The organism is Brucella pseudogrignonensis (assembly GCF_031454375.1).
Classification (GTDB): Bacteria; Pseudomonadota; Alphaproteobacteria; order Rhizobiales; family Rhizobiaceae; genus Brucella; species Brucella pseudogrignonensis_A.
In genome coordinates this window covers 13,676-37,824 of the sequence record NZ_JAVDQT010000015.1, presented here as the reverse complement: position 1 = coordinate 37,824, position 24,149 = coordinate 13,676, and the positions used below count along the sequence as shown (strand labels likewise).

Genomic DNA, 24,149 nt, shown 5'->3' with positions numbered 1-24,149 from the left:
ATAACATGCTGTTTTTGCAGGTTAGAAAACATGCTTCCTCAACGGGCGTTTCGAAGCACTTTCAGCGTAAACGCGTCCAAATTTAAGCCGTGCTCCCTTCAAAATAAACGTTAGCAACCCACGAAGCTATCCTCTACTTGCTCTGCAACAAAGAACACGGCGCATAGATCACTATTCATCAGCGTAAACGGCTGCCTTCCCCCAAAAAGGCGACCAGCTAGGTTGAAGTGAATATGTTGACTACGGACTCCAAAGTTTTCGATTATGTGATCCGACAATCTCAGAGCGTCGGGCAGTTGGCTTGCAGAACGTTCTTCAATCGCTCTTTAAATTTTCTTTGTGCAGTTTTGATTGCGCTGACCGCGCTAAGTATTTTTACGTCTCCTTCAAATTCTGCCGACCTGCAAAAATATATTCCCGCTTTGGACGTCACGCAGGTCTTCCCCGGCGCAAACAATGTTGGCCAACCTGTTGGTGAACCACCGATTGCGCCTGTGACGAAGGGCGGGGAACTGCTCGGCTATGTATATCTCAATTCCGATTTCACCAGTTCGATCGGATATTCCGGTAAGCCGATCCGTATCCTTGTTGGAATAGATACCAAAGGTGTCATTCGAGGCATCAAACTGGTGGACCACAAAGAGCCAATAGTCCTCATTGGCATTCCTGAAGCCAAGGTTGTCGCAGCACTTAATTCCCTTGTGAATAGCGATCTGGCTGCGGTCTCAGCAGGTCAGGCGAAACCGCCACAGGTCGAGATTGTCAGCGGTGCAACCGTCACGGTTCTTGTGATGGGTGACAGTATTGTGCGCTCGGCGGTGGGTCTTATTCGCAGCGGTCGTTTGGGAAATACACCTGTGTTTGCCGCAAGCGCTGATGCTCCGCGCGCGATCAATATGGAACTGCGCGAGCCGCAGGATTGGCAGACGCTTATCGGTGATGGATCGGTTCGCAGCCTTAAACTCAATGTTGGCGAGGTCAGCCAAGCCTTTCGCGACGCTCAGCATGAACAGGCCGCAAATAACGTAGAGACTTCCAACCCTGAAGATAACTTTATCGAACTTTATGCCGCTCCTGTTTCCGTGCCCGGCATTGGGATTAGTCTGCTTGGTAAAGACGGTTATGAACGGCTGGAAAAACAACTTAAACCCGGTGAACAGGCAATTCTGGTTGCCGGTGACGGCGCTTATTCCTTTAAGGGATCAGGCTATGTACGCGGCGGGATTTTTGATCGCATCGAGCTTTTGCAGGACGGACAGGGCGTTCGCTTTCGCGATAAAAATCATACGCGCCTCGGTGACATTGAGGCCGATGGCGCGCCGCAATTGCGCGAAATTGCGCTCTTCCGCGTGCCATCTGGTTTCGCCTTCGATGTAACAAAGCCATGGGATTTGCAGCTTCTCGTGCAGCGTGGATTTGGTGCGCGTGACAAGGCTAATCTGAGCTATGATTTGGGCTATAGCCTGCCAGAACGCCATCTGCTCGTAAAGCAGGTTCCCGCACCCGTGCAGCCAGCATCTGCTTCCGAGGCACCACGTCAACCGCAGCCGGTGGGAGAAGCAACGGCATCCGACATTTTCGGCGACAATAACCCGCTTTGGGTAAAAATGTGGGAGATGAACCGCGTCAATGTAGTGATTGCGGGGCTCGCAATCTTCATTCTCGTCGGCATTTTCTTTTTCCAGAATTCTCTTGTCGCGCGTCCGCGCATTTTTGTCTGGGTCAGACGCAGCTATCTGCTTTTCATTCTGCTCTGGCTTGGATTTTACAACAATGCGCAATTGTCGGTGGTCAATGTTGTGACCTTTACCAATTCGCTGATTACCGGCTTTAACTGGGAATTTTTCCTCACGTCGCCGTTGATCTTCATTCTGTGGGCATCAGTGGCTGCGGGACTGTTATTCTGGGGCCGCGGACCATTTTGTGGCTGGCTCTGCCCGTTCGGTGCCTTGCAGGAGCTCAGTAACAATGTCGCGCAATGGCTAAAAATACCACAGGTCAAACTGCCATGGGGACTGCATGAGCGCCTATGGCCCGTCAAATACATCATATTTCTGGGGCTGTTTGGACTGTCACTCTACTCGGTGGCACTGGCAGAGGTCTTCGCTGAAGTCGAGCCGTTCAAAACCTCCATCATTCTCAAGTTCTCACGCGAATGGCCGTTTGTGATCTATGCACTAACGCTGCTTTCAGCTGGCCTTTTCATTGAACGCTTTTACTGCCGCTACATGTGCCCACTCGGAGCTGCCCTTGCGATCCCCGGACGCATCCGCATGTTTGAATGGCTCAAACGCTGGCCCGAATGCGGCTCGCCCTGCCAGCGCTGTGCCAAGGAATGCCCGGTCGAAGCCATTCATCCCGAAGGCAAAATCAATGTGAATGAGTGCATCTACTGCATGCATTGTCAGGAGCTTTATCAGGACGACCAGCGCTGCCCACATATGATTCAGGTGCGCGTGAAACGGGAAAAATTCGCAGCACGCAACGCACCGCTGTCTGCAGCTTCTGAACGCGGCGGCGGTCCTGCCAAGCCCGTGATTTCCATCAAAGGTCAACCGTTGGATGCCCAAATGGGCTCCGGTTCGCCAACGTAATTTCTTAAGGAGAGAAATATGACTGAAGAAATCTCAAAATCCCGTTTCAACAGGCGGCAATTGCTGGGTACATCAGCATTCGTAGCAGCCGCAGGCGCGAGTGGCATCGGTGGTGCTCTTCTTGCCGGAACAAGCACACCAGCACTTGCAGCTGGCAGCGGACACGCAGCCCGCGTTGAGGTCAAGCCCGGTGAGCTTGACGAATATTACGTCTTCTTCTCCAGCGGCCAGACGGGCGAAGTGCGTATCATCGGGCTGCCTTCGATGCGCGAACTGATGCGTATCCCGGTCTTCAATCGTGACAGTGCGACGGGCTGGGGACAGACCAATGAAAGTCTGAAGATCATCCGTGACGGTATGTTGCCGGAAGACCGCGAATTCATGAAGGACCGCGGCGGCGTGTTCCAGAATGGCGATTTGCATCACCCGCATCTGTCCTTCACTGATGGCACTTATGATGGCCGTTATCTCTATGCCAATGACAAAGCCAACACGCGCGTCTGTCGCATTCGTCTGGATGTGATGAAATGCGATAAGATTATCCAGTTGCCAAACCAGCATACGGTTCATGGCTTGCGTGTGCAAAAATACCCGCGCACAGGTTATGTGTTCTGTAACGGTGAAGACCGTGTGCCAATTCCAAACAACGGGACCAATCTCACAGATACCAAACAATATCATGCGATTTTCACCGCCGTTGATGGTGATACGATGAAGGTTGCGTGGCAGGTGATGGTTGACGGCAATCTTGACAATGTCGATTGCGATTATCAGGGCAAATATGCTTTCGCGACCTGCTATAACTCAGAAGAGGGCGTTACGCTTGCCGAGATGATGAGCAGCGAGCAGGATTGGCTTGTTGTCTTTGACTTGAAGCGCATTGAAGACGCTGTCGCAAAGGGCGAATTCAAGGAAATGAATGGCGTGCCCGTTGTGGACGGTCGGCATGGCTCCCGCTTTACCCGTTACATCCCGGTACCAAACAGCCCGCATGGTATCAATACGGCTCCTGACGGCATTCATATTGTCGCCAATGGCAAATTGTCGCCAACCGTTACAGTGTTCGACGTCAGAAAGTTCGATGATCTCTTCAACGACAAAATCGAGCCTCGCGCTGCGGTTGTCGCAGAACCTGAACTTGGCCTTGGGCCATTGCATACCGCATATGATGGCAAGGGCAATGCCTATACAACGCTGTTCATCGACAGCCAGATCTGCAAGTGGAACATCGAAGATGCAAAGCGCGCCTTTACCGGCGAGAAGGTCGATCCGATCCGCCAGAAGCTCGATGTTCATTATCAGCCCGGCCACAACCACACATCAATGGGACAGACGAAGGATGCCGATGGCCAATGGCTGATTTCGCTCAATAAATTCTCGAAAGATCGCTATCTCAATGTCGGCCCACTCAAGCCCGAAAACGATCAGCTGATCGATATTTCCGGTGAAACCATGGAGATTGTCCATGATGGTCCAAGCTTCGCAGAACCGCATGATGCAACGATTGTTCATCGCTCCAAGATCAACCCAGTCAACCTCTGGAGCCGAGAGGATCCATTTTTTGCCGATGCGGTTAAACAGGCGGAGGCCGACGGCGTCGATTTGATGATCGATTCCGAAGTGATCCGGGATGGCAACAAGGTTCGTGTTTACATGACCTCTGCCGCTCCAGCTTTCGGGCTGGAGGAATTCACCGTCCAGCAGGGCGATGAAGTCACCGTCTACATCACCAACATCGATGAAATCGACGATCTGACACACGGCTTTTCCATCATCAATTACGGCATCAACATGGAAGTGGCACCACAGGCCACCGCCTCCGTTACCTTCGTGGCCAATAAGCCGGGTGTCTGGTGGTACTACTGCTCGTGGTTCTGCCATGCCATGCACATGGAAATGAAGGGCCGTATGCTCGTCGAACCGAAGAAGAGCTAAACACCATGACGATCCCCCGTTTGCCGCTTTCTTTATGTATGACAACCATCCTGTCACTTGGGTTTTGTTCTACCGTCATGGCGGCAAAAGTCGATGTGGCCGCAGGAGAAAGTGTGCAGGCGGCCATCAATAAGGCTGAGCCGGGCGATGTCGTCCGGCTTGGCAAAGGCACCCACAAAGGTGCTGTCGTGATCGATCAGCATATCGAGCTAATCGGCGAGCCGGGTGCTGTCATAGACGGACAAGGCACAGGAAATGCGATCCTTGTGAATGCGCCGGATGTTGTTGTGCGCGGCATTGAGGTGCGCGGTTCGGGCCGCAATATGTCAGAGCTGAATTCCGGCATTTTCGTTGCCCGTACTGCAACGGGCGCGCGCGTTGAAAACAATCGTCTGATCGACAATCTTTACGGCATATATCTGCATGGAGCCGCCAACTCCATCGCTCAGGATAATGAAGTCATTGGGCAACGCGGCGTGCGCATGAGCCAGACCGGAAGCGGTATTTCCATCTGGAATGCACCGGGCGCAAAGATTATCGGCAATACGATCCGTTATGGCCGGGACGGTATTTACACAAATGCCAGCAAGAACAATGTCTTCCAGAATAATCTCATGGAAGACGTGCGCTTTGCCGTGCATTACATGTACACCGACCGCAGCGAAGTCATCGGCAACATCTCGCGCAATAATTCGGTTGGTTTTGCCATCATGTACACCAATCGCCTCAAGGTGATGAATAACATCTCTGACGGTGATCGTGATCATGGGTTGCTGCTCAACTATGCCAATAGTTCGGCGGTTTCCGGCAATCAGGTGATTGGGCGGATGCAGGCTATTGATCGTTGGCTTGATGCCGGCGTGCAGAAAGCCGAGCACGGTCTTCCTAACGAAGACCAGCAAGTAGCGCGAGCAGGCGAAACCATGCGCCTTGGACCGGAAAAATGCGTGTTCATCTATAACGCAAACAAAAACAAATTCACCGACAACAGTTTTGAAAATTGCAGCATCGGCATTCACTTCACTGCCGGTTCTGAAGGCAATACCATGACTGGCAATGCCTTCATCAACAACCGTAATCAGGTCAAATATGTAGGCACACGCAATCTCGACTGGTCACATGAAGGGCGTGGCAATTATTGGAGCGACAATCCCGCATTTGATCTCAATGGCGACGGCATTGCCGATAATCCTTATCGCCCGAATGATCTGATCGACCAGGTATTATGGACCTCACCTCAGGCCAAGATTCTGATCAACAGCCCTGCTGTGCAAACTATTCGCTGGGCACAGACACAGTTTCCTGCGCTCCTGCCGGGCGGTGTTGTGGATAACCATCCCCTTATGAAGCCACCCTTTATCGAAGCCAATAGTGACGGAAGGAAACCACAATGACAGAGACCGTCATTCTTGATCGTGTCACGAAAACCTATGGCAATTTCGACGCCATAAGCAATGCGAGTTTCCAGCTCAGTGCGGGCGAGACTATCGCACTGGTTGGCCATAACGGCGCTGGCAAAACCACAATGATCAAACTGATGCTTGGTCTTATTCGCCCGACAAAAGGCAGCATCCGGGTTTTGGGTGACGATCCCGCAGCCGGAGCTTTTGCGGCTCGCTTGAAGCTTGGCTATCTCCCCGAACATGTCTCCTTCAATATGGCGCTGACGGGCGCCGAGACACTCAAATTTTACGCAAGGCTCAAAAATGTAACAGGAAGCCAGATTTCCGGATTGCTTGATCGCGTAGGTCTGGCGGATGCATCCAAACGACGGGTCGCGACGTATTCCAAGGGGATGCGTCAGCGATTGGGATTGGCTCAGGCACTTTTAGGCCAACCATCGGTGCTGCTGCTTGATGAACCAACAACCGGACTAGACCCGGCATTACGCCAGAGCTTTTACGACATTCTCGAATATTTGCGGCAGGAAGGCACAACGATCCTGATGTCATCGCATGCGCTCACCGAACTCGAAAGCAAAGTCGGGCGTGTGATCATTGCCAATAAGGGCAATATCATCGCCGATGGATCGATCGAAGCATTGCGCAGGATCTCGCAGCTCCCTCTGCGTATCCGGGTGCAGGCAGAGGATACACCACAGCTTCCCGACAGATGCAGACAAATTGAACTCAAGTGGCATCAACTCAATAGAGGGGTTTTTGAAGCCGAAGCACCTGCAGAAGGCAAGATGGAGCTTGTTCGACATATTATCGCAAACAATAACGATCTGACAGAACTCGATGTGGTCCCGCCCACACTTGATGAGCTTTATGCGCATTTTCTGAATGCAGGTGATGCGTCGGCAAAGGAGGCGGCAGAATGAACAACATCGCCATCATCGCATACAAGGAAATACAGGAAGGGCTTCGCAATCGCTGGGTATTGGCGACCACGCTTCTTTTGGCAGCTTTGGCACTCAGCATGACATTTCTGGGCAGCGCACCAACAGGAAGCTCCGTCGGTGCGAGCCAGATGGATGTGGTTATTGTCAGCCTATCCAGTCTGACGATCTTTCTCATTCCGCTTATTGCATTGCTCATTTCACATGATGCGATCGTAGGTGAGATGGAGCGGGGAACGATGCTGCTTTTGCTAAGTTATCCTTTGAGCCGTGCGCAGGTGGTTCTGGGTAAGTTCTGCGGGCAACTCGCCATTCTCGCCTTCGCGACTTTCTTTGGTTATGGCATTGCTGCACTTGCTTTGTTTGCTGGCGGCTCGGCAACCAATGCCGAAAGCTGGCTAGCTTTTGCAACCCTCATCGGATCATCAATACTGCTCGGTGCCGTTTTCATCGCTATTGGTTTTCTGGCAAGTACACTTGTACGCGAGCGCAGCACCGCAGCCGGTATTGCCATTGGCGTCTGGCTTTTCTTTGTGCTGATCTACGATGCAGCTTTGCTCGCACTTCTGGTTTTCGATCAGGGAAAGATGATTGGAACGGGCATCCTCAACACGCTTCTCGTCATTAATCCGGCTGACTCTTATCGTCTGCTGAATTTTGGTTCAGGTCAGGCCGGTGCACTGACAGGCATGGGCGGTGTGGCCGGCAATGCAACGCTTGGACCGCTCATTATGACGTTGACACTCGGATTGTGGACCGTGCTGCCACTCGTATTTTCAATGCTGATTTTCTCAAGGAAAGAGCTATGAAAAAGTCTCTGCTTCTGATCCCCGCCGCATTTTTCATGGTCCTTGCGGGTTGCTCGCAAGAGAAAACGGCAGAAATTATACCGCCCTTCGCCCTAACGGATTCAGCCATGGGTCGCTATTGTGGCATGAATGTTCTTGAGCATCCCGGGCCAAAAGGTCAGATCATTCTTTCACCAGCCAACGAGCCAGTGTGGTTTTCGTCCGCGCGTGACACCATTGCCTTCACCATGCTGCCAGAAGAACCCAAAAGCATCGGCGCGATTTATGTTTCCGACATGGCCAAAGCTCCAAACTGGGAAGAACCCGGCGCGGAAAACTGGGTGAATGCGCGTGAAGCTTTCTATGTCATTGAAAGTAAAGCCGTGGGCGGCATGGGCGCACACGAAGCGGTTCCATTTTCAACACAGGAGGCTGCGGATAAATTCGTCGTAGAACAAGGTGGTCGGATCGTCCGCTTCGCTGAAATGCCTCAAGCCTATGTGCTGGGCGATCAGACGGCTCTCAATATAGACGCTGATACAACTCATGCGCATTGAAGGGAGTTGGCCATGACTATTACGCGTCGTCATCTGCTCGTCGGTGGGATTGCTGTCACGGCGCTCCGCGCTCTTCCGTGTTTGGCTCTAGCTTCTACTTCGATGACCCCAGTGACATGGCAGGGGCAGGCATTGGGTGCACCTGCAAAAATCATGGTCTATCATCCAGACCGCAATACGGCAGAACGGTTGGTTCGCGCCAGCGCTTACGAGGCTGCGCGCCTTGAGGATATTTTCAGTCTCTATCGACCTGACAGTGAGCTTTCACGTCTTAATCGCGCTGGTGCGCTGGCATCGCCTTCGCCAGAACTTATCGAACTTCTCAAAATTTGCCGTGAGTGTTGGCAACAAAGTGGCGGGCTTTTTGATCCAACAGTACAACCGCTTTGGAATTGCCTGAAGAAACATTTCTCCCAACCTGATCCCGAACCCGGCGGGCCATCGCGTGGAGATTGGGATGATGCACTGACGAAAGTTGGTTTTGATCATGTTCGGTTCGACGACAACCGGATCGCCTTTACAAAATCATCGATGGCATTAACGCTCAACGGAATTGCGCAGGGCTATATCACCGACCGTATTACAACTTTGCTCAAGGCAGGTGGTGTCGAACATGCTCTTGTGGATATGGGAGAATATCGCGTCATTGGTCATCAACCTGACGGAAAGCCTTGGCAAATTGGTATTTCGCAGCTCGAAGCGGGATCAAAAATAGAAGCCTCTATCGATATTGCCGATCAGGGGCTTGCGACGTCGAGTTTTTCGGGTTTCCAGTTTGACGATACTGGAAAGTTCAACCATCTTCTCAATCCAAAAACAGGCTATTCAGCCTCGCTCTATCAATATTTAACAGTTGTGAGCAATGACGCGGCGCGAGCGGATGCCTGGGCGACAGCATTCAACCTCATGAACGAGCAGGACATCAAGACCACGCTTTTTAATCAACCTGATATGTGGGTTTTCGCCCGACGACAAAATGGCGAATATTTTACATTGAATGCACCAAGTATTTCTTCGGTAACATTTCTATAATTCGTCAGTTAAACATCTGTCTTTCTTGACCAACCAGCTTAAGCCCGCCAGAGCGTTCTCAGCGTAGATTAAAACGCTGGAGATGCTCTGGTTTGCCGTCTTACGCACATCTTGCTCCAAAAGCCTATGCTACATTCGCGGATTTGAAACAAACACGGTTATTCGAAGACATTCTAAAACTTCACGCGTGCGCTTATGTCGATGCTGCGACCCACTCCGGGGAGCTCGCCAAATGTCGGGCGGTATTCCTTGTTGAAAATATTGTTGACATTCACAGCGAATGTAAGCCGCTCGTTTTCACCAAAGCTGCCGCCGAAAGCAAAATTCAATGTCGCCCATGATGGAAGATTTTCAGTCACGAGTCCGCTCGTATCCAGATAAGTCTGCTTGTTAGACGTAGCGCCACGCATATAAAGATCAGTCCAGAACGGATGCTTCTGCACTTCTCCCTCATAACGTACGCCTAAGCGACCGGAGAGCGGTGGGGTGTCGCTGTTGTAAGTCGAAAACGTTGCGTATTCCAGTTCACGCCGCATCCAGCTTCCGCCGAAATAAGGCGTAAATCCAGTGGCTGCCAGTTCGTATGATGCAAGAAACTCAAGACCATATGACGAAGCCCGGTCAGCATTGATGTATACAGACGATGTTCCGGTGTTCAGGCAATAATCTGTAACGGTGAGGCAGGGCGTCGTGGTGATGTAATCCTTCGACTTTGTATAGAAAGCCCCCAAATCAAATGTCAGACCGCGGTCTTCGTAACGCGCCCCGATCTCGAAATTACGCGCGGTCTCCGATTCAAGTTCAGGATTGCCAAAGATTGTACCCTGACCGCCAGCCGTCGTTGAGCTGAATAATTGCAGCAATGTAGGCGTAATGTAACCTTCAGAATAGCTGGCGCGCACCGTGACGGGGTCTAGTCCGGCCCAGGTCACACCGAAGGACGACAACAATCGCGTGTCATTCTGGGGCTTAAATTCCGCCCGTATCATATCTGAGCTGTCATCAAGTGCAGTACGGATATGACTGAGACGTAATCCCGAAATAAACTTCAGATCTTCTGTCACATCCCATGCGTCTTGTGCATAGGCAGAGAACGTTTCGATATGCGCCTTATCCCGCGACGCTGAATTCGTTCTGATAGGAAATGGTCCAAATCCGGTCATGACAGTGGCGGAGGTCTTATCCGTCACAAGATTGTCTGAAAGATACTGCAAACCAAAAATAGTCTGATGATCTGTCCAGAGATCAAGATCGATTTGGGCATTCATGCCGTAATCAATAATACGATCATCAGATGTTGACGTCACATCAACTGTGCGCCGCGGCATTGGAGAAACTGTCACCTCATTTCTGAACAGCCGATCAATGGTCTGATAATAAGCATCGACGTGAATCTTGCGGATCGTATCGTTGATGTCCTCGCCATCGTAATAAATGCCGACTTTGCGAAGATCACGCTTTGGCAAATCAATCTTGAAGCGCTGGATGGGCGGCGCGACAATACCGGTCCAGCCCTCACTTTCAAGGCGATGCTGCTCCAGTTTAAGCGCTAAGTAATGATTGTCACTCTCACCAAACCGATAGCCAAGGTGGGCATAAAGATCACGATTATTATAAGACGTATCGTCAAGTGTTCCGGTCGATGAGTAAATGCCTTCCGGGACAATGCGATTTCCGTGCTTATCGGTAGATGCAGACAGCCGGTAATCAAATCCACTCTTGCTTCCAGATATAGCAGCCCAGCTTTGCCAGCCTTTGCTGCCAGAAAAATAGCTGCCACCGGCTTCAAACTGGATGGGCTTGTCTGCTCCCTTTTTGGTTGTGATATTCACCACACCGCCGATTGCTTTCGCGCCATAAAGAACCGAAGACGGCCCTTTGACGACCTCGATACGCTCAATCGTGTATGGATCGACCAGAATAGGCGTTCCGTAAGTGCTGTGGTCGGTAATTTCCTGCCCATCGACAAGAATTGTCACGCGGCGTGAGCTCTCGCCACGAATACGCAAACGCTTCATGCCCGCAACGGATTCATCGCTGACCTCAACGCCCGGTATATCGCGCAGAAGTTCTGCAACACTGTCAGTCGGATGTCGTTCAATTTCTTTTTCATCAATGACCGCGACAGAACGTGGATTATCCTTGATTGCAAGTTCGGTTCGCGTGCCAACCAAAGTGATTGTATCAAGCCAGGTCATCGGCGCAGTTTCCTGCGCATGTACTTGTACCGATCCGACGCCTACAAAAGACGCCGAAACCAGCAAGGCTGTTACAAATTTGCAATGCGTTAACGCCGTTGGTTTCAGTCCCGTCCCACCGGAAATCTGTGTCATATACCCTCTCCGTTTATGGCAGTACGCGGATAGATTTCACCCGCCTTGAACAATCAAATCTTGTGTTGATGTGGTGCAATACTTCTTCTGTCCGGCAGTTGCCCTGGGCAAAAGTTCAAGAGATGTCTGGCAATCTGCAGCACTCTTATGCTTCCGGATAAGGGCGTGATCGCCATCGATTTTCACCAGAAAACTGTAGCGTGGCGCGTCTTGCGGCATCGAATGATCAAAATCATCAAACTGCGCAGAACTATCGAAGCAGCCAGCCTCTTCAAGCTTTATTTCTCCGCTTTCCAGCACAGGACGAATGCGTGCCAGTCTTTCATTACACTCGGCACGCGTGTCGACATTGACGAAGGTTGAAGAAACCTCGCCCCCAGAAAGCAGGGTCAATATAATCATGACAACGCCGGCATCCATTTTGATGGCTCCTGAAGCTTCTGATCTTTTGAAAAAGCCGTCAGTCAGAGCGCTGCTAACGGGAATGGTAAAATGGGATTGCTGCATTGCATTCGCGCCGCGTCCACAGCTGCAAATGTGCGACCAGCGGTTGCTGGATCACGCAAAATTCGTAACGCAAGGAATGCGACGTCCTCCCGATGAACAAAACCATGAATCTCAGGATCATCGGACAGAAGTGCCTTATTGGTCGCAGGTTCTGAAACAAGCCCTCCAGGCCGAACAATTGTCCAGATCAGGTTCGACTTTCGCAAATAAGCTTCCGCGTTCGTTTTTGCGTCAACCGCCGCACCGAAGGCCGCGATTGCGCGTTCTGAACGATAAGGAGCCATGTTCCCGCAGCCGATTGACGTTACCAACACAAATCGCCGCGTTATCCCTCCTGCAACTGCCGCGGCAATCACATTGATATTGGCTTCATCATCTGCGCGGCGACCGTCTTCCCCACGCCCACCCAATGTGGAAATCACATCAATTTCTTCGCCGGATTGTGCAAATGCGCGCGCAACATCTTCAATGCTAAAGGCATCGCCACGAATAATTTGCGCGCCGGTTTTTGCCAGTGCCGTTGCGTCTGAAGCTTCTCGCACCAATGCTCTCACTTGGCGATCGTTGGCGCGCGCGTGACGCGCTAATTCCAGTCCAACGCCACGGCTTGCACCAAAAATCAGAAGTCTCGACATATCAGGCATTTCCCGCGCCTGAGGCAAAGCGCGTTGCGAGCTGATTGAAGCATTCGACCTGATCCTGCTTCAGTTGACGCTTTTCATCACGGCCAACGTAGATTTTGAAAATTGTCTCGCCATCGGCGTTGAAAAACTGAACAGACAAAGTATCAACACCCATGAAGGGGCGGCGAACGAGAAAAATGGTTTTGCAATTTTCATGGCGAAGGTGACCGGAAAGTCCGCTTGAGCCGCCTTGCAAATTATACATGCCATGGCCGATTTTGCCGTGAGGTACCGGCCCGCAAAACTCCACAATCGCATCTTTAGAATGGCAGATGAATGTGATGTCACCCCAGTCCGCAATATCGCTCATCACGTCGACAAACAGGCTGCCATCAATACGCGTGACCCCACCTGCCGGAACGCACTCGAGAACGGTCTGGATCGGCACATTGTATTCAGTGGCGAGGCTTTCCAGGATACCATCGGGCTTTTCAGCAATATTCTGACGGATACGTTCAATTTTTTCCGCATAGCTCACTGATTGCATATCTGTTCTCCATAATTGCTGTGGTTGGGATCAGGCGGCGTTGCTTGTGGGCAATAACCGGCCTTGAAGAATGTCTTGAAACGCTGAAATGAGATTGGCGTACCAGAAACGTCCGGCGACGCTGAGCTCGATAATATTGCCATTGAAGGTAAGAAGGCCCGAGCGCTGCCATTGCTGCACAAGCGGAACAAAATCACCATAGGAAAGCCGGTGATCGGCAAGCTGCAACAATTGCGCAAGATCGAGAAAGCCTACTTCAAAACTTGCGGTGATGAAGTTGCGCAGATGCTGATTGCCGTCAGATCTGTTCAACATACCAAGCGGTTTAAAGCCCGAGCTCACACTCTCGGAATAACTGCTAAGATCGCTTTTTAATCCATAACTATACGGCCCGATTGAGCCGCCAGCACCTGAGCCAAAGGCCAGGCAAGCTGCGCCTTCTTTAATGAGAATATTGTAGAGATTGCGTTCGCGGGTAGTTCGCCCCCAATGATTATTGGTCAGTTGGCGCCAGTTTCTGCGCCGGAAAAATTCAACGCCTGTCTGATAGAGAGCACCGATGTCACTCAACCCGGCTGTTGCTGGAAATTTACCCGCAGAAATCGCAGTAAAAAGTGGCGTACCCGGAATGAGATTAAGGCCATAAAGGTCGATGCCATCAGGACAAAGCTCTGCCGCAGTTTCCAAATCGCGCTGCCAGACATCTAGCGTTTGACCAGGCAGACCATAGATCAGATCAATAATCAGCGCTGCGCGATCACGATCCCTTATACCCTCCAGAAATCGAATGGCATCCTCACGACTGGCTTTTCGTCCCTGTCTTCGTCGCACGTCCGTATCAAAGCTTTGAACACCGATTGAAAAGCGGTTGGCTCCCGCCTCAAGACATGCATCAATCTTGTCATCCGTAAAATGGATGATCCGCCCCTCGACTGTGATTTCGCAATCAGGAGCAAGCGGTAGCTCCTCACGGACCGTCGTTAGAAGCCGCGATAACTCATCAGCCGAAAGCGCTGTAGGCGTACCGCCGCCGAGATAAATCGCATGAATAGGGTTATTGCGCAGCGCCAAACGGGAGGCGTCGCGACATATTTCGTCAATGATCAGATCAACATAGCCCGCACCAATTTGTGGAACATACGCATTGCGGTAGAAGCCACAAAACAAACAGTGATTGGCACAAAATGGAACGTGAATATACGCAAGGCGCTTGCTGCGTTCAGACGGCTGAGACAGAATATCAATCCATGCCGATTGCAAATCATCACATTCAAGCTTTGATGTACCGCGAAACGGCATGACTGCGCGGCGTTTCGAAAACGCATCTTTTAAAGGATCAGCACCGTTTTCATTGGCATAAAAGCTTTGAACATCAAATTTGGACGGCATGCAAAACGGGCCCCATACGCAGTCTTTCGTGGGGCAAAGCAGTAAAGCAAATTAAACATGACTTACTTGCTCCAGAACAAATAAGTTGACTATTTGACGCTAGTTTTATGATCCTTCTGGAGTGATGGCTCTATGTATTGCAGCACGTGACATTATCAGACTTAACGCGCTGCACTTATCGGAAGAATTGCCGTTCGTCCTGATGCAGAGTGGATGATTTCACTGTCTATGCGATAAACGTCACGCAGGCTTCTCTCAGTTATAACTGAGTTAAACTTACCTTGTCCTACTATGCTTCCTTTGCCCAGCAACAGCACTGTCTGAGTATGCCGGGCGGCAAGATTGAGATCGTGGATGGCGATGATGACGAGCGCATTGGTTTTTTCAACGTAGCTTTGCAATTGATCGAAGACCCGCATCTGATGGCGAATATCGAGCGCGCTTGTAGCTTCATCCAGCAATAATAAATCGGGCCTTCGAATTAGACGCTGCGCCAGAATAACAAGCTGTTGCTGCCCACCTGAAAGGCTTTGCATAGAACGTTTATAAAGATGTGCGATGCCGAATTCTTCGAGGATATTGATAGCCTGATCCAGAAAATCGGACGATATACGAAGCCCAAGGCGTTCATGCATTCCCAGCAGTACTGTTTCGATCACCGTTAGATCGGCGCGCACCTGACAGTATTGCGGCATGAAACCAACAGTCTTCATATCCACCTTCTTTTCCTGCCAGCTAATTTGACCGGTGTAAGCAACCAGTCCCGCGACTGTGTTGATGAATGTCGATTTGCCGGTACCATTGGGCCCCACAAGGCCCACGATTTGCCCCGGGGAAAGCTCACAATCCAGATTGTTTAAGACGGGTGAATTTCCGTGTTTTACACACACATTTTGCATCTTAAGTGTCATTTAAAGCTTCCCGCCCTTACCACGTCTCAGAATGATACCGAACAGCATTGGCACACCTGCGACTGCTGTAATAATGCCCACTGGAATAACTGCCGCCGGTGAGATCAACTTTCCGAAGACCGACGCTCCAAGAATGATAATGCCACCAGTTAATGCAGAGATCGGCAGGGAGTAACGATGATCTTCTCCAACCATGGTCCTTGCCATGGGTGGCGCAATCAATCCGACAAAGCCAATTGTTCCCACAAAAGAGACAGCTGCAGCCGTCAATAAGGCGACGAGCAGGAAGGTTCGCCGACGAATAGCCTCGATGGGTAAACCAAGACTAAGCGCGTTGGCATCGCCAAGGCGTAATGTTGTTAAGGCCCAACTGTCTCGCATGACGAAGGGAAGGCAGACGGCCAAAATTGCGCCGGTGACACAGACACTTGTCCAGGTCGACTTTAGCAAGCTTCCAAATAGCCAGAAAACGATCTGCTGCAGCACTTCGGGCGAAGCCATGAATTGTAACAAGGATTGTATGGACTGAAAAAAGAACAGAACAGCTATTCCGCCTAAAATCAAAACTTCGGGTGCAGAACTTCTGACCCTTGCGATGAGGTAGATCATACCGCAGGCGCTTAACGTCATGGCAAATGCAGCGATTGGCGTGACGATATAAGCGGGCATAGCCAACATCCCGCCAAACATGATAGCGAGTGCCGCTCCAAAACCTGCTGCAGCTGAGAAGCCAAGCGTAAAAGGGCTCGCAAGTGGATTGCCCAGAATAGTTTGCATTTGCAGACCAGCCAAGCCCAGACAAGCACCAACAAGCACACCCATCAGAGTTTGCGGCATGCGCAGCTGCCAGAGAATAGTCGCAACGGCCTTATCCGCGCCAGATGGTCCGTCACGAAGGCCATTTATGACATCGCTGAACGACATGCCCGATGGTCCGGTTGTCATGTCGAGTATCATGAGCAATGCGAGGATTGATGTGCTGATTACAACAGCGGCCAATCGCCGACCAGCTACGCGGCGATAATCGCCGCGTATTGTCTGCGCATTAATTTGCACAATGGCCATGGCATTTAGTCCTGATAGCCGCTTACAAACACGCCGTCCGCTTTAACCGGCAACCATTTATCATAATAGTCGCGCAGATTTTGCGCTGGATCGACATCTTTAAACGCCTCAGGATACAGTTGCTTTGCGATATACTGCGCGTAAACGAAATCAGACAGCGTACGTGCGCCGCCATGATAAATCGCATGGACATTCAGGTTTGCCACAGCAGGTAAATCAGCCCAGCCGGCACGCTTCAAGTAAGCGCCTATGCGTTCATGAAGAACGTCCTCTTTAGCACCAAAGCCGACAGTCACCGTCTGCGGCTTGTTTAACCACTCAGAGCCCGCCAAAAAAATCAGATCAGGTTGTTGTGCAATGACATATTCAGGGCTTAACGGTCCCCAGTTGCCAATCTGACCTTTTGCGATGTTCGTTCCGCCGAGTTCCGTTACGAGTGCGCCCCACATCGTATCACCATAGGAGTTTCCTACGGTGTCGGGGCCGTTTTGTGCCAGTTCGACGTAGACTTTTTTATTGGATTTCGGCTGTTTTTCGATGCGGGAATGAATGTCATCCATAGCATTCTTATATGTATCGGCCAGTTGCCCGGCGCGATCTTCGGTGCCCATCAGTTTGCCAAGCGCCAAGGTAGACGCAACGTGCTTTTCAACTGTCTGACTGTTGTAATCGAGTGTTACGATCGGAATTCCAGCAGCTTCTATCTGCTTTATACCGTCACCGAGCGTATCGTAACTCCACGCCGCCAGAATGAGCAGATCGGGTTTTGCTGCAATGACCTTTTCGATTGAAAATGTGCCGTCTTCTGTGTTGCCGATGTCAGCTATTGTCGAAAGTTTTGGGAGAGCAGCTTCGTAGGCCTTAAACTGATTGGGCCGCCAATCTTTCCAGGTTGAGAGCGAGAGTCCCACAACTTTGTCCAATGCACGACTGCCGGCTATTGCCAGGTAGTCTTCGTAGTAGAAGCCCAGCACCACACGTTCTGGCACTTTAGGAATCGTGACCGTTCGGCCTTTGACATCTGTCGTTTGAATATCGGCCAGCACTGGCATCGACGTGACTGCAAGAAACGCTGCAACACCTGCGGCGAATTTAAGGAGTGAATGTCTCATTACGAGCTTTCAATATACGGAAAGGCTGCACGTTTAGCGCGCGCCAGAGGACTATCATTCCAGGAAACGTCGTTCAGAAAGAAATCACGCTTTGGAACGGGGACAACAGAGTGCCCCGGCTATCGAACCTTTTGCAGAAGGAGAGTGCCGCATTTTGAACGAAAGCGCCGGGGTTTAAACCTGGCCCGACAATGGTGGCGCTCGCGGTAAGGAAATACCAAATAAAATTGGTCCCGGGGAAAAAACATTTAAATCAACAAAATAGCGAAGAGGGCTTGATTGAATGCGAGGGGATGCACCGCTGGCCAGAATACGGGCTTCAAGCGATGCCGCAAACATCCCACAACCAAGATTACAGCAATCTGGAATATGTTTTTGGCTATCTGAGGTGTCATCTGGCGCATGGCCGCCGCCAAAGCAGATTACATTTCCATAATAATCGAGATTATCAGGCGCTGCTTGTGCGGCAGTGACGTAGGAGCCCAAGAAGGCTTGAACAACAACGAAAAAGGCGACGAGAAGGGTCGTCCATTGTTCGTTATGTGTTCGTTTATAGCTGCGCAACGTCAGACATCCGATGAAAGAACTACCCCTCCCTAGCATTTGGGAGACTTATCGCAAAGCTGAAATCTGTATTCAGCTTTGCGATAGCGAAATTCATAGCAGGTTTCTTTTCGGATAACGTTGTCTGAAATCAAAGAGAGTTATTTTTCTCGCAGAATGCGCGTACTTGCTCTGAATGCGTGCAGAGATTTTATAAGCGCGCCTTTAGTTGTAGCGTGATATTCCTCGGCGCTCCGTAGTAATGATACATCCCAGAGTTACCCAGGCGCTCGTAATATTTTTTATCGAGAATGTTTGAGGCTTTTATCGCAAGATCTAAGTTCGGATTAATTTTATAGTGAAGAGCTGCATCCAGTGTTACATAACCCTCGGCTTTCAGACCGTTGTCGTAATCTTGAAAACGACTGACAGCCGTTAACCCGCTGCCAATCTGCAGATCTTTAAGACGCTCATTCTGGAACTGATGATTGAGCCATATATTGAATTTATGGCGCGGCGAATTACTTGCCACTTTTCCAATTCGGTTCGCATCTTTTGAATCAGTGACTTCATTGAGCATAAAGGTGTAACCGGTAAATAGCTTCCAGGCGTGGTTCAATTTACCCGATACTTCCAGCTCGACACCTTTGCTTTGTGTTTCACCATCCGCTTCATAAATTTGCTCAGCCCATCGTCCAACAATATGAGCCTGGTTTTTTCTTGTGATGTGAAATACGGCGGCGGAAGCGTTCAATCCGCTATCAAATAGCTCAGTTTTTACGCCAGCTTCATATTGTGTCCCCGTTAACGGAGGCAGTGCTTGTCTGTCTTTATCACGCTGAAACTGAGGTTCGTAAATATCGGAGTAGCTTGCGTATAGCGATGTAGACGGGTTGACGTCATAGACGAGGCCGAGAAGGGGGGTGAAAAATGCGTTCTCCCTGTAATCCTGGACAACTGTTCCGGTGATATCAGATGACATTTGCGCCCAGTTGATGCGTCCACCTGCAATGGCAGCCAATTGAGATGTTATCTTATAATTGAGCTGTCCATAGATACCGAACTGTCTGTAATCTCTGTCTTGTCTGATGCCTCCATCTGCTTGATCGGGTAACGGCAGGTCATGCTTAGGATTTGATATTTCTACCGGGAAGCCATCATAGCCCCAGCGCTCATCCACCTTCAAATTCGAATGAATGATACTCGCACCTACAACGAACTTGTGCTCCTTGTCCTGCAGGTTGAAGTCGCCGCTGAGCGAGGTGTCGATGTTATACCCTCGTTCGCGATCCTGATTCACGTTTAAACCCAGATCGACATAGGTCTTACCGTCCGTTGTGTATGCAGGTCCAACCGTCATGAGATCAAACTCATCAATCTTTTGATCGAAATAGTTCGCAATGATTTTCCCGGTCCAGCCATTATCAAACTGATGGGTCAGGTCTCCGGAATACATGGTATAGTCGGTATCAAACCGACCATAAGTCGATCCAAGGAACGTGGAGCGGTCAATATCGAGTAGATAACCATCTTCGTGAGATGGAACGCCCCAAAACGGCGTGCGCTTATCTTTTTGATGTACAGCTGACAATCGCAGCGTTGTGCTATCTGTTAAGTCGGCCTCGATCGTGCCAAGCAAGGCTAAGCGCTGCTGATCCGCGACATCGTAGAAGAAACCTCTGTCAGTAAAAGCACCCGCAATTCTCGCGCGAACAGATCCATCTTTATTCAATGGCCCGCCCATCTCGAGCTCTGTTCGCTTGAATTGATTGCTTCCATAAGCAATCGACCCGCTTGTCGAGAAAGAACTATTTGGGCGTTTGAGCTGACGATTGACAACTCCGCCTGGTTGACCCGCCCCCTCCAGCAGACCTGCTGGGCCCCGCATGATCTCAATGCTGTCCAATAAGAACGCATCTAAGACAGGGGCAAAATTGCTGTCCTCACTTTGCATCCGGAGGCCGTCAACATTGCTAAGTGTTGCAAAGCCGCGTGAACTGATACCGGAAGCGTAAGGCGCACCCTCTACGTACATACCACTCATCCGAGAGATGGCTTCCATGTCGTCGTAGATCAGTTCGTCATCCAGATGCTGGCGGGTGATAGTGCTCACGGAGAGCGGAATTTCTTTAACTGCCATCGGCAATCGGCTTGCGACGCTCGAACTGCTTGCTGAGTAAGAGTTATTGTCACCGCTAAGCACCGTGATTGTGTCGAGTGTGATTTCAGGTTGGGAACTGCTATCTTCGGCAAATCCAACGATGGTCATCCCTAATGTGAAAGACAACGTTGACATCAATGATGATGGACCAGCTATTCTGATTAATCGGCGAAAACCCGATTTGCTTCTGGATGACGTCTGCATATGAAAGCCCCGATTAAAAATTTCGAACTGTTACGTAATGGTATTACGTAACACAAGCAAGCCACGAAATTTAAACAGGTCAGCTGAATGATAAAAGATATGGAAACGGTGTTGAAATGGAACAGCTGAAGGCAATGGTAATCACCTGATTTCCTGAGCTATTGCGTCAAACCGGCCAACGGAAATGATGATAAACATTTATTTTGCTTCGAGAGGCATCAGCTGGCGATTGAACAGGCTCAAATTATATCGGGTGACCGACTACTAACCAGATAAGCTCAGTTCCCCTCACACTCACGATGAGCGAAAGAAGTGTGGCCCATCCAAATCTGACAGCCGATAATCTTTAGCAACATTGATGAAAACGTCATTCCGATGTGGGCTGTGTAGCATTCACGATTCCATCTGGGCACCAAGTGAGCAAATAATTAGAGACAAAAAAAACGGGTTGCCTTGACGTAAAGGAGTGCATAAACGTAATAACGTTACATTTCGCTTCGTATGCTGAGGTTATCATTTTTTATGTCAAACGCCTGCTTAATATTTGACGACCTGACGCTTGGTTATAACAACAATGCAGCGGTTCAAAATCTAAATGGTACTGTTGATAAGGGAAGCTTGATCGCAGTCGTTGGGGGGAATGGATCCGGAAAATCAACGTTGATGAAGGGTGTCAGTGGATTATTAACACCAATTTCGGGTTCATGCATTGTGGATGCATCAGTGCGGGTCGCTTATCTGCCTCAACGTTCTGAATTAGATAACACATTCCCTGCTCGCGTGCTGGACCTTTTAACGCTTGGGCTCTGGCCTCGCCGAGGACTTCTGGGTCGATATACCAGTGAAGATCGCAAAGTCGTGCGCACCGCGCTCTCCTCCGTTGGGTTGGATGGCTTTGAGAATGTTTCAATTGACGCTCTTTCGGGGGGACAGCTACAGCGTGCACTTTTTGCTCGAGTGATTATTCAAAACGCAGATCTAATTCTACTGGATGAACCATTCAACGCTGTGGACGAACAGACAATTTGCGATCTGCTTGCTCTGATCAAAGGATGGCATCGAGAAGGTCGAACGATTATGGTAGTCATTCACGATCTCCAATTAGTACGAGATCATTTTCCAGAAGTACTGCTGCTCGCTAACCATCCTGTCGCTTGGGGTGAGGCCAAAAAAACCTTGAGCTTAAAAAACCTCCGTCAAGCGCGAGAATATAGTCTTTCTATGCTTGAAACAGGCACTGCTGCACAAAGCCAACGTGCATATGCAAGTCACTCAGCTGGAAAAATGAATACAGTTCAATGATATATATAACTGTGATTATTGAACCTTTTGTCGAGTTCGCTTTCATGCAGAGAGCCTTGTTGGGCGCTATGATGTTATCAATTAGTGCGTGTCCGGTTGGGGTTTTTCTGACGCTAAGGCGTATGAGCCTGACGGGTGATGCCATGTCTCATGCGATCCTCCCAGGTGCTGCCGCTGGTTTTCTATTGTACGGGCTAAAGATCATACCAATGACGATTGGTGGCTTAATCGCCGGCATGTTTGTGGCTCTGGGTGCAGGTGCAGTTGCGCGACTTACTATTCAGAAAGAAGACGCCTCTATGGCTGCATTCTATCTGATTTCCTTGTCTCTTGGAGTGCTGTTGGTTTCATTGCGGGGGTCGAGCGTGGATCTCATGCACGTACTTTTTGGGACGGTGCTCGCCTTGAATAATGACGCTCTGCTGCTGATTGCATTGGTCTCAATAATAACCACCATCCTGTTATGGGTTTTCTGGCGCGCTCTTGTTGCAGAATGTATGGATCCACTTTTTCTGCGGTCAGTGTCGCGTCTGGGAATGCCCGTACACTTTATCTTTCTGGGGCTTGTCGTGATCAATCTGGTTGCGGGATTTCAGGCTCTGGGAACTCTTCTTTCCGTTGGTCTGATGATCCTGCCTGCAGCAGCAGCCCGCTTCTGGACGCAGCGCGTATTCACTATGTGCATGTTTGCAACATGTATAGGACTTGCGTCTTCGGTGAGCGGCCTTCTGATGTCATATCATTTAGCACTACCTTCAGGTCCATCCATAATTTTGGCAGCAGGAGTATTCTACTTCGTCTCAGTCGTTGTCAGCCCACGCGGCTTGCTTTTTTCACGACTGTATTTGCGCAACTATCGACGCGCGTAATCTCTAAATCCACAGGAAATACCATGAATAGATTAACGGCACTTTTTGGCGGGATTCTCGCAATGTCGTTTAGTACATTCGATCAGTCTGCATTTGCACAGCAGGAGAAGCTGGATGTCGTGGCCAGTTTCTCCATCATCGGTGATTTTGCTGAAAAGGTTGGCGGAGATCGTATTAATCTGCGAACGCTTGTCGGTGCTGACAGCGACGCACACGTTTATGAACCCCGGCCTTCTGACGCATTAGCGTTGGCGAAGGCTGATGTTATTCTGGTCAACGGTTTGCTTTTGGAAGGCTTCATGGAGCGTCTGATTGAGGCCAGTCAGTCAGATGCCCCGGTTACAGTTGTAACGGATGGTACTGCCATTTTGAACGATCCCAAAGGTGGGCATTACCACTTTATCGATGGCAAGGCGATATTTCACGCGACACCGAATGACCCACATGCCTGGCAGTCGGTATCAAATGCTAAAATCTACGTGCAAAATATTGAAAAGGCCTTTTGTGCCGCGGATGCCGACGGATGCGCTACATATAAAAACAATGCTGATGATTATCTGAAAGAGCTGACTTCGCTTGATACGGATATTAAGGCGGCAATTCAAACGATCCCGCAAGATCGCCGAGTTGCAGTCGTGGCGCACAATGCATTTCGCTATTTCGAGCGAGATTATGGCATTTCATTCTTTTCTCCTCAGGGCGTATCAACTGAATCTGAGGCATCGGCGGCAGATGTCGCGTCTCTCATCAGGGAAATTAAGGCTAAGCGTGCTGCTGCCGTCTTCGCTGAAAATATCTCAGATGCACGTCTGGTAGAGCAGATAGCGTCTGAAGCTGGCCTTCAGATGGGTGGAGTTTTGTATTCGGATGCTTTGTCGACAAAAGATGGTCCTGCGCCGACCTATATCGACATGATGAAGAGCAACGTCAAAACAATCGTTTCAGCCATTAATGAAGGCTGAAACCTCATCATATCGGCAAAAAATTTGCCTGTTAATGTTATGTAATATCATAAAGGAGCGTTCGATATGAAACGATGGGTTTTGGGCGCATCAGCCCTTGCTATCTCTGTTAGTCTTATAGGATCTGGAGCTTTAGCTCACGATGATGAAGATGTGACGCTATACCGTGTTTTCGTCGGCGATCACACAGACGGAAAGGTAACAGCCTTTGATCTCAGCAAACCAGAGAACCGTTGGGAATTTGAAACAACTGGTCAAAATAAACTCTACAGCGTCAACGATGGTGCATCGATTGCTGCCGTAGAGTCAGACAACGACACAGTTCACTTTATCAACAGCGGTATTTCGCTACATTCACATGGCGATCATTCCGA

Annotated in this window: 20 protein-coding genes; 10 read left to right on the top strand and 10 right to left on the bottom strand. The window is 50.1% G+C overall.

From position 1 onward, the window contains the following. Window positions 1–233: 233 nt before the first annotated feature. Genes J2782_RS22265 through J2782_RS22235 form a run of 7 tightly spaced genes read left to right on the top strand, consistent with a single transcriptional unit; the run spans window position 234 to window position 9,247 of the window. Window positions 234–2,594 carry a 4Fe-4S binding protein gene (locus J2782_RS22265; RefSeq protein WP_310016278.1) on the top strand — a complete coding sequence of 787 codons (2,361 nt, stop codon included), beginning with the start codon at window positions 234–236 and terminating at the stop codon, window positions 2,592–2,594. Window positions 2,595–2,612: 18 nt separating this feature from the next. Next, window positions 2,613–4,529 (top strand): TAT-dependent nitrous-oxide reductase, encoded by a 1,917-nt coding sequence (gene nosZ / locus J2782_RS22260; protein WP_310016276.1) that lies wholly within the window; start codon window positions 2,613–2,615, stop codon window positions 4,527–4,529. A 5-nt stretch (window positions 4,530–4,534) separates the two neighbouring features. Next, entirely contained in the window at window positions 4,535–5,923 is a 1,389-nt protein-coding gene (locus J2782_RS22255) for a nitrous oxide reductase family maturation protein NosD (RefSeq protein WP_404989701.1), read from the top strand. Next, window positions 5,920–6,852, top strand: a complete 933-nt coding sequence (locus J2782_RS22250; RefSeq protein ID WP_310016274.1) for an ABC transporter ATP-binding protein — start codon at window positions 5,920–5,922, stop codon at window positions 6,850–6,852. The genes J2782_RS22255 and J2782_RS22250 overlap by 4 nt, the downstream gene beginning before the upstream one ends. Beyond that, the gene (locus tag J2782_RS22245; protein WP_310016272.1) at window positions 6,849–7,679 is read left to right on the top strand and encodes an ABC transporter permease subunit; all 831 of its coding nucleotides are present in this window, start codon (window positions 6,849–6,851) and stop codon (window positions 7,677–7,679) included. Before J2782_RS22250 ends, J2782_RS22245 begins: the two co-directional genes overlap by 4 nt. Then, the gene (locus J2782_RS22240) at window positions 7,676–8,215 is read left to right on the top strand and encodes a nitrous oxide reductase accessory protein NosL (protein WP_310016270.1); all 540 of its coding nucleotides are present in this window, start codon (window positions 7,676–7,678) and stop codon (window positions 8,213–8,215) included. Before J2782_RS22245 ends, J2782_RS22240 begins: the two co-directional genes overlap by 4 nt. A 12-nt stretch (window positions 8,216–8,227) precedes the next feature. Continuing rightward, entirely contained in the window at window positions 8,228–9,247 is a 1,020-nt protein-coding gene (locus J2782_RS22235) for an FAD:protein FMN transferase (protein ID WP_310016269.1), read from the top strand. 173 nt (window positions 9,248–9,420) lie between these two features. Here J2782_RS22235 and J2782_RS22230 read toward each other — a convergent pair whose 3' ends face one another. The 10 genes from J2782_RS22230 to J2782_RS22185 form a co-directional block, all read right to left on the bottom strand. Continuing rightward, on the bottom strand, window positions 9,421–11,580 hold the full coding sequence (locus J2782_RS22230; protein ID WP_310016267.1) for a TonB-dependent receptor plug domain-containing protein: 2,160 nt from the start codon (window positions 11,578–11,580) through the stop codon (window positions 9,421–9,423). 36 nt (window positions 11,581–11,616) lie between these two features. After that, on the bottom strand, window positions 11,617–12,000 hold the full coding sequence (locus J2782_RS22225; RefSeq protein WP_310016265.1) for a hypothetical protein: 384 nt from the start codon (window positions 11,998–12,000) through the stop codon (window positions 11,617–11,619). A gap of 44 nt (window positions 12,001–12,044) precedes the next feature. Then, window positions 12,045–12,722, bottom strand: a complete 678-nt coding sequence (locus J2782_RS22220; protein WP_310016263.1) for an SDR family oxidoreductase — start codon at window positions 12,720–12,722, stop codon at window positions 12,045–12,047. Between the two features lies 1 nt (window position 12,723). Beyond that, on the bottom strand, window positions 12,724–13,257 hold the full coding sequence (hutX, locus tag J2782_RS22215) for a heme utilization cystosolic carrier protein HutX (RefSeq protein WP_310016261.1): 534 nt from the start codon (window positions 13,255–13,257) through the stop codon (window positions 12,724–12,726). A gap of 30 nt (window positions 13,258–13,287) precedes the next feature. Continuing rightward, on the bottom strand, window positions 13,288–14,646 hold the full coding sequence (gene hutW, locus J2782_RS22210) for a heme anaerobic degradation radical SAM methyltransferase ChuW/HutW (protein WP_310016259.1): 1,359 nt from the start codon (window positions 14,644–14,646) through the stop codon (window positions 13,288–13,290). A 161-nt stretch (window positions 14,647–14,807) separates the two neighbouring features. Next, window positions 14,808–15,557, bottom strand: coding sequence for an ABC transporter ATP-binding protein (locus J2782_RS22205; RefSeq protein ID WP_310016257.1), 750 nt, complete (start codon window positions 15,555–15,557; stop codon window positions 14,808–14,810). Beyond that, a complete protein-coding gene (locus J2782_RS22200; protein ID WP_310016255.1) occupies window positions 15,558–16,622 on the bottom strand; it encodes a FecCD family ABC transporter permease in 1,065 nt (354 codons plus the stop codon). It abuts the gene before it with no gap. A gap of 5 nt (window positions 16,623–16,627) precedes the next feature. Further along, window positions 16,628–17,734: an ABC transporter substrate-binding protein gene (locus tag J2782_RS22195; protein WP_310016253.1), complete on the bottom strand. Its 1,107-nt coding sequence runs from the start codon at window positions 17,732–17,734 to the stop codon at window positions 16,628–16,630. 174 nt (window positions 17,735–17,908) lie between these two features. Further along, window positions 17,909–18,298, bottom strand: a complete 390-nt coding sequence (locus tag J2782_RS22190) for a DUF2946 family protein (protein ID WP_310016251.1) — start codon at window positions 18,296–18,298, stop codon at window positions 17,909–17,911. A 190-nt stretch (window positions 18,299–18,488) separates the two neighbouring features. After that, window positions 18,489–20,642, bottom strand: coding sequence for a TonB-dependent siderophore receptor (locus J2782_RS22185; protein ID WP_310016249.1), 2,154 nt, complete (start codon window positions 20,640–20,642; stop codon window positions 18,489–18,491). A 522-nt stretch (window positions 20,643–21,164) separates the two neighbouring features. Between J2782_RS22185 and aztA the strand changes: the two genes are divergently transcribed. Genes aztA through aztC form a run of 3 tightly spaced genes read left to right on the top strand, consistent with a single transcriptional unit; the run spans window position 21,165 to window position 23,775 of the window. Beyond that, on the top strand, window positions 21,165–21,944 hold the full coding sequence (gene aztA, locus J2782_RS22180) for a zinc ABC transporter ATP-binding protein AztA (RefSeq protein ID WP_310016247.1): 780 nt from the start codon (window positions 21,165–21,167) through the stop codon (window positions 21,942–21,944). Then, window positions 21,941–22,813: a zinc ABC transporter permease AztB gene (aztB, locus tag J2782_RS22175; RefSeq protein WP_310016245.1), complete on the top strand. Its 873-nt coding sequence runs from the start codon at window positions 21,941–21,943 to the stop codon at window positions 22,811–22,813. The genes aztA and aztB overlap by 4 nt, the downstream gene beginning before the upstream one ends. A 23-nt stretch (window positions 22,814–22,836) precedes the next feature. Beyond that, window positions 22,837–23,775, top strand: a complete 939-nt coding sequence (gene aztC, locus J2782_RS22170) for a zinc ABC transporter substrate-binding protein AztC (RefSeq protein WP_310016243.1) — start codon at window positions 22,837–22,839, stop codon at window positions 23,773–23,775. Window positions 23,776–24,149: the final 374 nt, after the last annotated feature.